This window comes from Amycolatopsis sp. NPDC050768 (assembly GCF_040654155.1).
GTDB lineage: Bacteria > Actinomycetota > Actinomycetes > Mycobacteriales > Pseudonocardiaceae > Amycolatopsis.
The window spans coordinates 453,984-467,414 of record NZ_JBFAHL010000007.1 but is presented as its reverse complement, the minus strand read 5'-3'; the positions used below and the strand labels follow the sequence as shown (position 1 = coordinate 467,414).

The window sequence follows — 13,431 nt, the reverse complement described above, 5'->3', positions numbered from 1 at the left end:
CCGGGTCGGCCGGGCGATCTGGCGTGCGCTCTCCTTGATCCACCAGGGGGTTCGCACACGGTGCCGAGTTCGTCGCGTCGGGTTCAAGATCAGGACTGACCCGGCTGATCGGCCTTTCCGACCGGGCCGTTACAGCGATTCGAGATTTGTTTTTCAAGCAGTGACGCCGATTTGATCATTCACCGTCGTGAATTTGATCTTCACTGTCCGTAACCGGCCAGTCTGAGCGAGGAACAAACGGGGGATGAAATACTCCAACCCGCCTGAATCGCACTATTCGCGGTGTTGCACGAATGTGATCCCGGGGGCCGCCCGGGCATCCGGGTAACGCGTTGTGTCCGCCGTGGACACTGTCCTACGGGGTCAGCAGCACCACACGTCCGTGCACCTCGCCGCGTTCGAGGCGGCAATGGGTTTCCGCGGCGTCCGCGAGGGTGCGGTGCTCCACCCGGCGCGGACGCAAGCCGCCCGCGGCGAAGCGGGGGTTCAGGGCCGCGGCGGCCTCGGCGAGGTCGGCGGCCGTCGCGTTCGAGATGGCGAAGCCGAGGACCGAGCGGTCGTGCATGTACAGCTCACCGGCCGGCAGCACGGGGCGGCTGCGGGCGCCGGCCAGCAGCACAATGCGGCCCCGCCAGGCCAGCAGGCGCACCGCCGCCTCCAGGTCGTTGCGGCCGGAGGTGTCGACGAACAGGTCGACCGGCCCGGCGGACGCCAGCCTGTCGGACAACCGCTCGTCGCGGTAGTCGAACACCTCTGCGGCGCCCAGGTCACGGCAGCGGCCGAGGTCGGCAGCCGACGCGGTCGCGAAGACCCGGGCGCCCGCCGCGGCCGCCAGTTCGATCAGCGCGCCGCCGACGTTCCCGCCGCCGCCGGCGACCAGAACCGTCTCGCCGGGCAGCACGCGGCCGAAGGTGACCAGAGCCAGGTACGCGGTGGCGGCCGGATGCGCCATCGCGACGACGTCGAGCGGGTCGGCGCCCTCGGGCACGCGGTAGAGCCGGTCGGCGGGCACCACCGCGCGTTCGGCGGCCGCGCCCTGGCGCCCCGCGTGGCCGAGGCTGTTGCACCACACCCACTCACTGGCCCGGAATCCCCGGGCGTCCGCCGCGACGCGCCCGACGAGGTCCCGGCCGAGCACCAGCGGCAGCGGGACTTCCGTCACGTACAGCCCGGAGCGGACAAAGGTGTCGACCGGGTTCACCGACACCGCAACGACATCCACCGCGACATCACCCGGGCCGGCCACGGGCTCGGGCAGCTCGCCGAAGCGGATCTCCGCCACGCCACCGAGCCGTTCGACGTAGGCCGCACGCACTTTTTCTCCTCCTGAAGGGATTGGTACCGACGCGGGTCAAGACCGGGTCTCGAGCTCCACCGGCCCGGCGAAGTGGAACGCCGTGATGTCCAGCCGGTGGCGGAGGTAGAACCGGTGCGCGTGGGGGTTGGCGACGCCGGAGTCGAGCTCCAGCCGGACGCAGCCGCCGCGCCGGCCCAGCGTCTTCAGCTCGCCCATCAACCGGGCGCCGACCCCCCGCGAACGCGCGGCCTCGTCGGTGACCAGGTCGTCGACGAACAGGACGCGGCCCCGGCTGGTGACGAGCGTGCGGTACCCGGCCGCGGCCAGTGGCTGCCCGGCCGGCGAGTACGCGATCAGGTACCGCAGCCCCTGGTCGTGTCCTTCGGTCACGAGCTCTTCGAACAGTTCGCCGGACAACGCGGGCCGCAGCCGCAGCAGCAGTGGCAGCAGGTCCTTCCTCACCCGCGGATCGTCGGCCGGTCCCAGCTCCCGGAAAACCAGCTCGGCTTCGCCCATCGACGTGCAGCTCCTCGTTCTTCCAGCCCACCCGGCCCCCGGGTGGGGACGTCGCCGCGTCCGCGGGGCCCGGCCCGGCGCGGACGCGGCGACAAGCCGTCGAACCCGATCAGTCCCGGCCCGCGAGCTCGAGCTTGCGCGCCAGCAGAGCCGGGTTGGTGAACATGACCTCGTGCGAACCTTCGAGCGTCACCAGCCGGAACGTGCCGAGCCGGCGGGCGTTGGCCAGGTAGCCGTGCTCGGGGTCGCCTGGCGGAAGAGCCGAGTCCTCGCCGCACAGGACATAGCTGCGGGGAACGTCGGTCGACGCGTAGAACTTCGTGAGGTCCAGCTTCTCCACCGTCGGACCGAGCGGTTCCGGGGTGAGCATCTCGTAGGTCTCCCGAGCCCGGGCCAGGTCGGCGTCGCCGATGAACGCGTCGCGCCAGACCTCGAACGGCAGCATCACCGTGTTGTCGCTCGACTGCGCGGCCAGGATCGGGAACAGCTCCTGGTAGGCGGGCGGAGCGTTGTCCAGCACGCTCGTCCCGTTCGCGGGGACGAAGGCGTTCAGGAACACCAGCCGCCGCACCCGGTCGGGTACGCGCTCGACGACGCGGGCGATGACGCTCCCGCCCCAGCTGTGTCCCACGAGGACGAAGCCGGCGAGGTCGTGCCGGTCGACGTAGTCCGTGATCGAGGCCACGCAGTCGTCGTGGGTCACCTCCCGCGACGCTCCGGCGCCGTGGCCGGCGACAGTCGGGCTGTGCACCTCGTGCCCGAGCTCCTCCAGGCGCTCGGCCACCTCGGCCCACGACGATCCGTCGTGCCACGAACCGTGCACGAGAACAAAAACTGACACTCCGGCTCCTTCAGGGGAATGGGCGGCTACACGCCGGCTTCGGACGTGGCCTCGGCGAGGCCGTAGTTGCGCAGCCAGCCCTTGCGGACGTCGGCCTCCGGCACGTGGTCCACCGTGTACGCGGGCGACAGGAGCTCAGCCGCCTCGCTGACCGCGATCTTCACGGCGTGGTTGGTCGGCTGGCTGTCGCTGTGCTTCGACACCAGCCACGCGCGGATCCACTCGAAATCCGGATGTCCCGCGTCGAGGATCTCGGCGGTGCCCCGGAAGCGGAAACCCTTGCGGGCGATGAAATCCACCACGTTGACCTCGATCGCCGGCTGGTGGCGCAGGTTCTCCACGGTCTGCGGCGAAGCGATGTCCATGAAGATCAGGTGTTCGGGGTCGAGCACGCGCACCGAGCCCTTGGGCGAGACGTTGGGAGTCCCGTCAGGACGGACGGTCGCGACGAACATCAGTTTCGCGGCTTCGATGACGTCGGTCATTTCTTGGCTGATCGTGGGCACGGAAAACACCTCATTACGTATCTCTGGAGCCTGCCCGACACTTAACCGCGTGCCAGTGCGGCGGAGCTTGAAATTCTTCTGAGCAGAACCAGCAGGGGATCCCGGCGCCGATTTCCTGTCCGGTCGGCGCCGAGTTCGTCGGCTGCCTCCCGCCACGCTAGCCGGATTCCGGCGCCGGCACCTGGTCCACTTCCCCACCGGCTCCGTGGACCGGTTTGGCGCGCAACCGTTCTGCACACAAGAATTCCCGGTCACGACCGAGCGTCGCGAGGTTAGTGTCCTCGGTCAACACGACCTGGACCTGGTCGATCCAGGATGTGAACTCTCCAGGTGACCCGAAAGCCGACCGACAAGCCCAGCGAACGAAACCGGGAGATCGCAGTGACCGAGCGCATGAACTACTCCGCCGTCGCTCCGGAGGCGTACAAGTCGATGCTCGCCATGCAGAAGTACCTGGCGACGTCGTCGATCGACCACACCCTGCACGAACTCGTGAAGATCCGGGTGGCGCAGATCAACGGCTGCGCCTACTGCGTCGACGTCCACACGCGCGACGCCCGTAAACACGGCGAAGAGGAAAGCCGGATCTACGCACTTTCCGTCTGGCGCGAATCGCCGGAGTTCACCGACGAGGAACGCGCCGCGCTCGAACTCGCCGAAGCCATGACGCTCATCGCCGGCCGCGGTGTTCCCGCCGAGACCTGGGGGCTGGCGGGCAAGTTCTTCGACGAGCGGCAACTGGCCGACGTCGTGCTCGCCGTCATCACGATCAACGCGTTCACCCGGCTGGCCATCACCACCGGCATGGTCCCCGGCCGGTCCACGCCGGTCGTGTCGAAGTAGCCGGCCCCTCCGACTCCCCGAAGGAACCATGATGTCCACCTCCGCCGCCGGGCGAACCACCCTCCCCGGCACGAAAGCCAAAACGAGCGGGCAGCGAGCAGCACGCGCCGCCTTCTACGGCCTCCTCGTCGACTACTGGGAGATCATGCTCCCGGTGATCGCGCTGGGGCCGGCCATCGAGTACTTCCTCCCGTCCACGCTGCCACCCCAGACGAAGTCGACGCTCACGTTCCTCACGTTCGCCGCGGCGTTCCTGGGCCGGCCGATCGGCAGCGTGATCTTCGGCCACCTCGCCGACACCCTCGGCCGGCGCCGCACGACGGTCGTGTGTTCGGTCGGCATGGGGTTCGCGGTCCTGCTGGTGGCGTTCCTGCCGGGCTACGAATCCGTCGGCATGTGGGGTCTCGCCGGCGTCCTGCTGCTGCGGCTGCTCGGCGGGATCTTCATGGGTGGGCAGTACACCGGGGCCAACCCGCTGGCCATGGAGTCCGCGGAGAAGTCCCGGCGCGGGGTCGTGGGCGGGTTCATCGCGTCGGCCTGGCCGGTCTCCTACGTCGCGGTGTCGCTGCTGACGGCGGTGCTCGTGGTGGTGTTCCCGAGCGGCTCGGCGACGTCGGCGTACGCCACCTGGGGCTGGCGGATCCCGTTCCTGATCGGCGCGGTGATGGCGTTCGTCCTGTTCGCCTACGCGCGCAAGACCGCCGAGTCGCAGGCGTGGGCCGCCAACAAGGCCAAGGAGGAGCAGGCGGCGAAGACCCGGTCGCCGCTGCGGGAGCTGTTCCGCGGGGACAACCTGCGCAGCCTCGGGCAGGTTTTCCTGCTCATGACGGGGATCTGGTTCGCCATCCAGATGCTCACCGTCGCGCCGTCCGGCCTCCTGATCTCCTACCTGCACCTGCCCAGCCAGACCGTGATCTGGGGCATCCTGGCCGCCAACGTGGTGCTCTTCCCCTGCTACCTGCTCCTCGGCGCGTGGGGACAGCGGTTCGGCCGCCGCAGGACCTTGATCGTCTGCGGCGTCCTGACGGGAACCGTGTCCGTGGGCTGTGTGATCGGCATGCTGCGCACGCTGGGCACCGGCGGGCCGTTCTGGCTGGCGATGGTTTTTTTCACCATCGCCCTGTGCATCAGCGTCGCGCCGAACGCCGTGCTGATCCCGTACCTGTGCGAGCGGTTCCACGTCGGCGTGCGCGCCTCGGGCTACGGCATCGGGTTCACGCTCGCCGTGATCGTCCCCGGGCTGTACTCGTTCATGCTCATCGGGCTCGGAAAGGTCATCCGCTACGAGTACGGCGTGGTGGTCCTGCTGGCCATCGGCGCCGTGTGCACGGTGGCCGGCGCGGTGCTCGGTCCCGAGACCAAGGACGTCGACCTCGACACCCCGGCCGCGTGACGGCCTGACGCCGCCGGGCCGCCGACCACCCCGGTCGGCGGCCCGGCTGCGTGCTCAGGCCTCGGCGAGCTCTCGCGCGATGTCCTCGGCAGTGGCGGTGAGGTGGGCGACCCACTCGCGAAGACGGTCGCGCCGGTACCGGGCGGTGGGCATGGCGATCGAGATCGCCGCCGGGATCGAGCCCGGTGAACCGGCAATCGGGCAGCCGACGGCCGTCAGCCCGACCTCGGTGAGCTGGTCGTTGAGCGCGAAGCCCTGGCGCCGCACCTTCTTGAGGTCCCGCACCAGCGTTTCGACGTCGACGTCCGTCCCGGCGTACCGGGCGCGCACGTCGTCGGAGTCGAGCGCCGCCAGCACCACCCGCCCACCCGACGCGAGGTGAGCGGGGAGCATGCGCCCGGCCCGGTCCCCGACGCGCAGCACCTGGTCGCTCTCGGCCGTCGCCACGAACCGCGCCTGGTCGCCGACCACGACGATCAGGTTGCTGCTCTCCCGGGTCCGCTCGGTCAGGTTCTGCAGGTGCGGCAACGCGATCTGGCGGAGGTGGTCGACGGGTTCGATCACCGTCGGGCGCCGCAGCACCGAACCCGCGACGTAACGCCTATCCTCGTCCTGCTCGGCGAAGTCCCGGTAGACGAGCATGGCCAGCAGCCGGTGCGCGGTCGAACGGGCGACGCCGAGCCGTTCGGCCGCCTCGGTCAGCCGCAGGGGACCCTCCTGCTGAAGGATCGTCGCGAGGTGCAGCGCGTGGTCGACGGAATCGATCCCATAGGTCGGCTTGTTCTTCACATCAGAACTATAAGCACCGCACAGCAGAACTTGTCTAGCGTTGCCCGCATGACAGCGAAGGCGGAACACCGACCGGCCTCCCCGGTGACCCTGCGCGCCACCGCGGGACCAGGGCAGCCGGAACCCACCCCCGAGCTCCACGAGCTCTACCGCGGCTTCGAGCAGGAACTGCTGATCCCGCTGTGGGCGGAGATCGGCGACCTGATGCCGGCGAGCCCCCGGCCGCTCGCGCAGGCGCACCTGTGGCGCTGGGCGAACCTGCTCGGGCTGGCGGAGCGCTCGGGCGAGCTCGTGCCGGTCGGGCGCGGCGGCGAGCGCCGGGCGATCGCGCTGGCCAACCCCGGCCTGGGCGGGGCGCCGTACGCGACCCCGACGCTGTGGGCGGCGATCCAGTACCTCAAGCCCCGCGAAGACGCTCCGGTCCACCGCCACAGCCAGCACGCGTTCCGGTTCGTCCTGGAGGGCGAGGGCGTGTGGACGGTCGTCGACGGCGACCCGGTCGCGATGCGGCGCGGCGACTTCCTGCTCACGCCCGGCTGGCACTTCCACGGCCACCACAACCAGTCCGACGTCCCCATGGCGTGGCTCGACGGCCTCGACATCCCGTTCGCCCACCACACCGGATCGGCCTTCTTCGAGTTCGGCCCCGATCAGGTCGAGGACCGCTCCACTCCGGACCGCTCACGCGCCGAGCGGCTGTGGGCCCACCCCGGCCTGCGACCGGTGTCCCAGAACGGGCCGCGGGTGAGCTCCCCGATCGCCGCCTACCGGTGGGAGCACACCGACGCCGCGCTGCGCGACCAGCTCGACCTCGAGGCCGAGGGCCACCCCGGGGTGCTCGAGCCGGGCCACGCGGCCGTCCGCTTCACCAACCCGACGACCGGCGGCGACGTCCTGCCCACGATCCGCGCCGAGGTGCACCGCCTGCGCGCGGGCACCACCACCGCCGCGCGGCGCGAGGTCGGCTCCGCGGTGTGGCAGGTGTTCGAGGGCGAAGGCACCGTCGAGGTCGGTGCGCGCAGCTGGCGTGTCGGGCGCGGTGACCTGGTCGCGGCGCCGTCCTGGCAACCGCTGACGATCACCGCCGGAACCCGGCTCGACCTGTTCCGCTTCGCCGACACCCCGATCTTCGAACGGCTGCACGCCGACCGCGTCGAGGTGGAAGGAGCCCCGGCGTGAAGCTGACGACCCTGCGCACCCCGGCCGGCACCCGCGCCGCCCGCGTCGATTCCGGCGTGGCGATCGAGATCGACTCGCCCGACGTCGGCACCCTGCTCGCCGACCCCGCCTGGCGGGAGCGCGCGGCGGCGGCCGACGGACCGCGCCACGAGCTCTCCTCGGCCGACCTCGCGCCCGTGGTGCCGCGGCCCGGAAAGATCCTGTGCGTCGGGCTGAACTACCGCGGCCACATCCTCGAGATGGGCCGCGAGCTGCCTGAACACCCCACGCTGTTCGCCAAGTTCGCCGAGGCGCTGGTCGGTCCGGCCGACTCCGTCTCGCTCGACGAGGCCTCGGCGGCCGTGGACTGGGAGGCGGAGCTCGCGGTCGTGGTCGGCGCCCCCGTCCGGCGGGCCGGCGTCGCGGAAGCCGAAGCGGCGATCGCCGGTTTCGCCGTGCTCAACGACGTCACGATGCGGGACTGGCAGTACCGGACCGTGGAGTGGTTGCAGGGCAAGACCTTCGAGGCCACCACCCCGTTCGGCCCGTACCTCGTCACCCCGGACGAGCTGCCCGGCGGCGCCCGTCCCGCGCTCGATCTGCGGTGCACCGTCGACGGCGAGCTCGTGCAGGCCGCGAACACCGCGGACCTGGTGTTCGATCCCGTCGCGCTGGTCGCCTACGTCTCGACGATCCTCACGTTGCGCCCCGGCGACGTCATCGCGACCGGCACGCCCGGTGGCGTCGGGCACGCGCGCGACCCGAAGCGCTACCTGACCGACGGCTCCGTGCTCGTCACCGAGATCGAAGGCCTTGGCACGCAACGGAACACCGCGCGCCTCGGCACGTCGGGGCCGGCATGACCCCCGCACCGGATCCCCGGACCTGGGCCGACGCCGGCACCGGGCTTCTGCTCGCCGGGCTCGACACGTTGAGCGACGCCGAGCTGGACGAGCCGTGCGCGCTCCCCGATTGGACCCGTCGCCACCTGCTCGCCCACGTGGCGTCCAACGCGGAAGCGCTCGGGCGGCTGCTGAGCTGGGCGCGCACCGGAGTCGAAACCCCGATGTACGCCTCCCCCCGCGAACGCGCCGCCACCATCGAGTCCGGCGCCGCCCGCCCCGACCTCCGCCGCTGGGTCGCCGCCTCCGCCGCCGAACTCGCGGAGGCCGCCGACGCGATGCCCGCCACCGCGTGGGCCGCCGAGGTCGTCACGGCCCAGGGCCGGACCGTCGCCGCCGGCGAGACGTCGTGGATGCGGGCGCGCGAGACCTGCGTCCACGCAGTCGACCTCGGGACCGGCACGACGTTCGACGACCTTCCCGAGGGGTTCCTCGCGGTGCTGGTCGACGACATCGCCGCCTGGCGCTCGGCCCGGCCGGGACCCGCGATCCTGCTCACCACCCCGCGCACCGACCACGAGATCACCGGCGACGGCACGCCCGTGCCCGTCGACCTCCCGCTCGCGACGGCCGCCGCCTGGCTGGCCGGTCGCCACCGCGAGGCCGGTTTGCCCACCCTGCCGCACTGGCTGTGAGGAGACGACGATGACCGATTCGATCGTGACCACCGTTCCCGCCGTCGACGCCGTCGACGCCGTCGTCGTCGGGGGCGGCATCGGCGGGCTCGGCACCGCGCTGGCGCTGGCCCGCTCGGGGCGCGCGGTGCGCGTCCTGGAACAGGCGGCGGAGTTCGGCGAGGTCGGGGCCGGCCTGCAGATGGCCCCGAACGCGACGCGCGTCCTGCGCGACTGGGACCTGCTCGGCGAAGTCGTCGAACACGGCGTCCGCCCGCGGCGGCTCGTCATGCGCGACGCGCTCGACGGCAGCGAGCTCACCCACCTCGACCTCGCCGACGCCGAACGCCGCTACGGCGCGCCCTACGTCGTGATCCACCGCAGCGACCTGCACGCCATCCTCGTGCGGGCCTGCCGCGACGCCGGCGTCGACCTGGTCACCGGCGCGACCGTCACCGGCGTGGAGAACGGGCCGGACTCCGCGACAGCCGTCGGCAACCACCGTCGCGACACGGGCCACATCGTGATCGCGGCCGACGGCCTCCGGTCCGGTCTGCGCCGCCGGCTCAGCTCCGACGAACCCGTCAGCTCCGCCTACGTCGCCTACCGCGGCGCCGTCCCGCTCGCCGACCTCCCGGACACCGGCGGCCTTGCCCTCGAGGACGTCACCGTCCACGTCGGACCGGGTTGCCACCTCGTCCAATACCCTCTGCGCCGCGGCGAAATGCTCAATACCGTCGCCGTGTTCCGTTCCCCCAAGGCCCTCGCCGGAGAAGAGGACTGGGGCACGCCCGACGAGCTCGACACGGCGTTCGCGGCCACCTGTGAACCGGTCCGCGCCGGTCTGCCGCACCTGTGGCGGGACCGCTGGTGGCGCATGTACGACCGCCGGCCGATCGGCACCTGGGTCGACGGCCGCCTCGCCCTCACCGGCGACGCCGCCCACCCCATGCTCCAGTACCTCGCCCAGGGCGCCTGCCAGGCGCTCGAGGACGCCGCCGGTCTCGTCGAGCAAGCCGACAAGCACGACACCGGTTCCGGCACGGACTGGGACCCGGCCTTGCGCGACTACGCCGCGGCCCGGGCCGTGCGCACCGCGCGTGTCCAGCGCACCGCGCGCGACTGGGGCGATCTGTGGCATTGCGACGGCCTGTTCCGCGCCACCCGCAACGCCCTGCTGCGCGACCGGGCCGCGGACGACTACCGCTACGTGGACTGGCTCTACGGACACGGTGCGTAAGTGATCCGGGTCACTCGCGCGACGGTTCTGTCACGCCGGGACCCGGCTGTCCCGTCGTTCGGGTGCCCGCAAGACACACCGGGAGAACAAGACACCAGGAGAAGGGGAACCACCGTGCCGCAACGCATCGTGATGGGGAAGGTCGCGCCCGAGCCGTACAAGAAGGTGTTCGAGCTGTACACCTACGCCCAGGGCACGGTCGAGGCTTCCCTGCTGGAACTGATCAAGCTCCGGGCTTCGATGGTCAACGGCTGTGCCTTCTGCGTCGACATGCACAGCAAGGACGCGCTCAAGGCCGGCGAGTCCGCGCAGCGGCTGTTCGCGGTCTCGGTCTGGCCCGAGTCGCCGTTCTTCTCGCGGGAAGAACGCGCCGCCCTGGCGCTGACCGACGCGGTCACGAAGATCGGCGAAGACGGTGTGCCCGACGAGGTGTGGGACGAGGCGCGGGAGATCTGGTCGGAGAAGAAGGTGGCCGACCTGGTGATGGCGATCATCATGATCAACGCCTTCAACCGCATCGCGATCAGCACCCGCCAGGCCCCGACGCTGGACGCGTGAGCCCGGCGACCACGACACTCCGGGCGGCCAGCCGAACGCGGGCCGCCCGGGGCGCTGCTTCCCACGCCGGCCCCGCGGAGACGGACACCAGTGGTGCCGGCGCGGCTTTCGAAGCGCACCGGCCGGTGCTGCTCGGCGCCGCCTACCGGATCCTCGGCAGCCTCGACGACGCCGAGGACGTCGTCCAGGAGGCCTGGCTGCGGTGGTCCGAGGTCGACCACACGAGGGTCGAGGCACCGCGCCGTTTCCTGGTCAAGGTCGCGTCCCGGCTGGCGATCGACCGCCTGCGCCTGGCCCACGGCGGCGCGAGACCTACGTCGGCCCATGGCTGCCGGAACCGGTGAACACCCACGAGGGCGAGCCGCTGGGACCGGCCGACACGGCCGCGCAACGCGACACCCTCTCGCTGGCCACCCTCCGGCTCATGCACCGCCTCTCCGCGCCGGAGCGCGCGGTTTTCGTGCTGCGGGAAGCCTTCGAACTGCCGTACGAGGAGATCGGGCAGGTCCTCGGCCTTGGCGAGGCCCACGCCCGGCAGCTGCACCGGCGCGGCGCCTCGCACCTGGCGACCGGACGCGACCGCTTCACCCTCGACCCGGACGTGCACCGCAAACTCGTGGACCGGTTCCTCACCGCCGCCCGCACCGGCGACCGGGCCGCCCTGCAAGGCCTGCTCGCCCGGGACGTCACCCTCTGGGGCGACGGCGGCGGCAAGGTCCGCGCGGCCCTGCGGCCGGTGTCCGGGGCCGCGAAGGTCGGCCGGTTCGTCTTCGGCACGATCGGCAAGTACTCCGAGGTCGAGTTCCGCGCCGCCGACGTCAACGGCGAAGCCGCGCTGGTCGTCCGGCTCGGCTCGACGTGGCACGTCTGCTCCTTCGAGACCGCCGACGGCCTCATCACGGGAATACAGTGGATGTCCAACCCGGACAAACTCGGCCGGTTCACGCCGGGTGGGTGACCGGCGCCCGGATTTCGAGTGAACCATCGCTGCGTCCGTCCACCGTGGACACACCCCGACCAAAGCCCCGACGGTGAACTCATCACGGACTTCACCGGGCAGTGGAAAGAAGATATTGGGGCGCCGCAACCACAATAGCTTTCCGACCCGCGGCGATCGGCGAGACGATTCGCCTGGTCACGAGACGTGCGCAGCCTGGCAACGGTACCTAGACTGGGCCGTACCGGTCGGTGACACAACCTGGAACGAGTGACGACGCCGCGGCAAGCGTGAGGCAGTGGCCAGTCCACTGCAAGCCAGACCAGGCCCGGACGAACGGAAGCCGGTACGGGCCACGGGCTTGCCGTCGAGCGTCGGTGATGGACCAGAGGGGGTCCCCACCATGGGCGATGCGCATCGGTTCGAAGGGAAGGCGGCGAGCCCCGCCGGCGGCGCCGTTTTCGCGGCGTGGGAGCGGTTCGTCCAGGGCGAGGACCAAGTCCCCGGCGTCCGGCCGGTGGTGGCGATCTCCTGGCACCGGTGCCGGGAGCAATACCGCGTGGATCCGCACCTGACCGAGGCTCCGGTCGCCGTCGCCGAGCGTGCTCACAACCCCGAACACGATGTCGTCTTCGCCGAGCTGGGTTTCCGCGCCGCCTCCGTGGCCCATGAAATGGGGAGCCTGCCGGGCGTCGTCACCGTCACCGACGCGGCCGGCCGGATCCTGGGCGACTGGGGCGACCCGGCCACGCTCGCCCGAGCCACCGATCTCAACCTGGCGCCCTGGTTCTGCTGGTCCGAATGCGCGGCGGGCACGAACGGCATGGGCACGGCGCTCGAGGCGCACGGCCCGGTGCTGATCAGCGGTGCGGAGCATTGGTGCCAGGCGTTCCACAACTGGGTCGGCGCGGGCATCGCGGTGCGCGACGTGGTGACCGGGGAGCCGATCGGGGGTCTGAACCTCTCGTGCTGGCGCAGCCAGCTCCCCCCGTCGGCGGGCGGGTGGCTGGCGAACGCGGTCGCCAAGACCCAGAGCGCCTTGAAGCGGCGTGCCCGCGACAGCGGAGCCGAGCTGGTCGCGGTCTTCACCCAGGCGAGTGCCCGCTCCCGTACCCCGCTCGCCGCGGTCGACACCGCGGGCAAGGCGGTGATCGCGGACGACACGGCGAGCGTGCTCATGGGCGTCCCGGCGTCGACTCCGGCGATCGACGCGACGCTGCGCTGGAACCCCGGGCTCCCGGAGCTGATCGCAGCCGCTCGGCACGCCAGCAAGCAGGCCGCCCACAACCCCGACTGGGTCGGCTCGACGCAGATCTTCACCCACCTGGCCGACGAGCCGACCGCGATCAGCATCCGGCCCGTCTTCTCCTGCGCTCAGCTGATCGGGCATCTCGTTTCGTTCGGAATCTCCGACGGCGTGCAGCTGCCCCAGAGGGAGGCGTCCGCACGCCCTCGTGTGCGGCCGCGCCGGGTGGTCGGGATGCGGGACAGCCGGATGGTGCTGCTGCACCTGCCGGAAGTCTCCTTCGCGGAGTCGGAGGGTAACGACGTGTGGCTGTCCACCGCGCAGGGACGCTTGCGGGCCGCTTCGCAGAGCCTGGACAAGCTCGACACCGAACTGGCGGAGGCGGGCTTCCTGCGGGTGCACCGCAGATACGTGGTCAACCTCAGCCGCATCCGGGAGATCGAGCGCGGGCACAAGGGCGAGCTTCGGCTCGTCATGGACGACGGGGCGAACGCGATGGTGCCGGTCTCCCGCCGCAACGCTCCGGCCGTGCGCCGCGCGCTGGACCTCTGAGCTCCCGGCACCACCGCACCACCGCACCACTTCACCACC

At 71.3% G+C, this 13,431-nt stretch carries 15 protein-coding genes; 10 read left to right on the top strand and 5 right to left on the bottom strand.

Annotated features, from left to right (window positions below):
* Nucleotides 1-355: 355 nt before the first annotated feature.
* The 4 genes from AB0H62_RS23405 to AB0H62_RS23390 form a co-directional block, all read right to left on the bottom strand.
* A complete protein-coding gene (locus AB0H62_RS23405) occupies nt 356-1,315 on the bottom strand; it encodes a zinc-binding dehydrogenase (RefSeq protein ID WP_360588114.1) in 960 nt (319 codons plus the stop codon).
* Between the two features lie 36 nt (nt 1,316-1,351).
* Nucleotides 1,352-1,813: a GNAT family N-acetyltransferase gene (locus AB0H62_RS23400; RefSeq protein WP_220239639.1), complete on the bottom strand. Its 462-nt coding sequence runs from the start codon at nt 1,811-1,813 to the stop codon at nt 1,352-1,354.
* A gap of 109 nt (nt 1,814-1,922) precedes the next feature.
* Complete coding sequence (locus AB0H62_RS23395; protein WP_360588112.1) at nt 1,923-2,654, bottom strand: alpha/beta fold hydrolase; 732 nt, start codon at nt 2,652-2,654, stop codon at nt 1,923-1,925.
* 26 nt (nt 2,655-2,680) lie between these two features.
* Entirely contained in the window at nt 2,681-3,160 is a 480-nt protein-coding gene (locus AB0H62_RS23390; protein WP_220239637.1) for a pyridoxamine 5'-phosphate oxidase family protein, read from the bottom strand.
* A gap of 381 nt (nt 3,161-3,541) precedes the next feature.
* On the opposite strand from AB0H62_RS23390, the gene AB0H62_RS23385 reads away from it, so the two are divergent.
* Nucleotides 3,542-4,003, top strand: coding sequence for a carboxymuconolactone decarboxylase family protein (locus AB0H62_RS23385; RefSeq protein WP_255637859.1), 462 nt, complete (start codon nt 3,542-3,544; stop codon nt 4,001-4,003).
* A gap of 31 nt (nt 4,004-4,034) precedes the next feature.
* The gene (locus tag AB0H62_RS23380) at nt 4,035-5,396 is read left to right on the top strand and encodes an MFS transporter (protein WP_360588110.1); all 1,362 of its coding nucleotides are present in this window, start codon (nt 4,035-4,037) and stop codon (nt 5,394-5,396) included.
* A 54-nt stretch (nt 5,397-5,450) separates the two neighbouring features.
* Here the strand turns inward: AB0H62_RS23380 and AB0H62_RS23375 are convergent, their stop codons facing one another.
* A complete protein-coding gene (locus AB0H62_RS23375; protein WP_220239635.1) occupies nt 5,451-6,185 on the bottom strand; it encodes an IclR family transcriptional regulator in 735 nt (244 codons plus the stop codon).
* A gap of 48 nt (nt 6,186-6,233) precedes the next feature.
* Between AB0H62_RS23375 and AB0H62_RS23370 the strand changes: the two genes are divergently transcribed.
* The 8 genes from AB0H62_RS23370 to AB0H62_RS23335 all read left to right on the top strand — a co-directional run bounded on the left by AB0H62_RS23370 (nt 6,234) and on the right by AB0H62_RS23335 (nt 13,392).
* Nucleotides 6,234-7,364, top strand: a complete 1,131-nt coding sequence (locus AB0H62_RS23370) for a cupin domain-containing protein (protein ID WP_360588107.1) — start codon at nt 6,234-6,236, stop codon at nt 7,362-7,364.
* Nucleotides 7,361-8,206, top strand: coding sequence for a fumarylacetoacetate hydrolase family protein (locus tag AB0H62_RS23365; protein ID WP_360588105.1), 846 nt, complete (start codon nt 7,361-7,363; stop codon nt 8,204-8,206). The genes AB0H62_RS23370 and AB0H62_RS23365 overlap by 4 nt, the downstream gene beginning before the upstream one ends.
* Nucleotides 8,203-8,880: a maleylpyruvate isomerase family mycothiol-dependent enzyme gene (locus AB0H62_RS23360; protein ID WP_220239632.1), complete on the top strand. Its 678-nt coding sequence runs from the start codon at nt 8,203-8,205 to the stop codon at nt 8,878-8,880. Before AB0H62_RS23365 ends, AB0H62_RS23360 begins: the two co-directional genes overlap by 4 nt.
* 10 nt (nt 8,881-8,890) lie before the next feature.
* Nucleotides 8,891-10,099 (top strand): FAD-dependent monooxygenase, encoded by a 1,209-nt coding sequence (locus AB0H62_RS23355; RefSeq protein WP_360588103.1) that lies wholly within the window; start codon nt 8,891-8,893, stop codon nt 10,097-10,099.
* A 114-nt stretch (nt 10,100-10,213) separates the two neighbouring features.
* Nucleotides 10,214-10,657, top strand: coding sequence for a carboxymuconolactone decarboxylase family protein (locus AB0H62_RS23350; protein ID WP_360588101.1), 444 nt, complete (start codon nt 10,214-10,216; stop codon nt 10,655-10,657).
* Entirely contained in the window at nt 10,654-11,001 is a 348-nt protein-coding gene (locus tag AB0H62_RS23345; RefSeq protein ID WP_360588099.1) for a sigma factor, read from the top strand. The genes AB0H62_RS23350 and AB0H62_RS23345 overlap by 4 nt, the downstream gene beginning before the upstream one ends.
* A complete protein-coding gene (locus AB0H62_RS23340) occupies nt 10,998-11,615 on the top strand; it encodes a sigma factor-like helix-turn-helix DNA-binding protein (RefSeq protein WP_360588097.1) in 618 nt (205 codons plus the stop codon). The genes AB0H62_RS23345 and AB0H62_RS23340 overlap by 4 nt, the downstream gene beginning before the upstream one ends.
* A gap of 382 nt (nt 11,616-11,997) precedes the next feature.
* On the top strand, nt 11,998-13,392 hold the full coding sequence (locus AB0H62_RS23335) for a LytTR family transcriptional regulator DNA-binding domain-containing protein (RefSeq protein ID WP_360588095.1): 1,395 nt from the start codon (nt 11,998-12,000) through the stop codon (nt 13,390-13,392).
* Nucleotides 13,393-13,431: the final 39 nt, after the last annotated feature.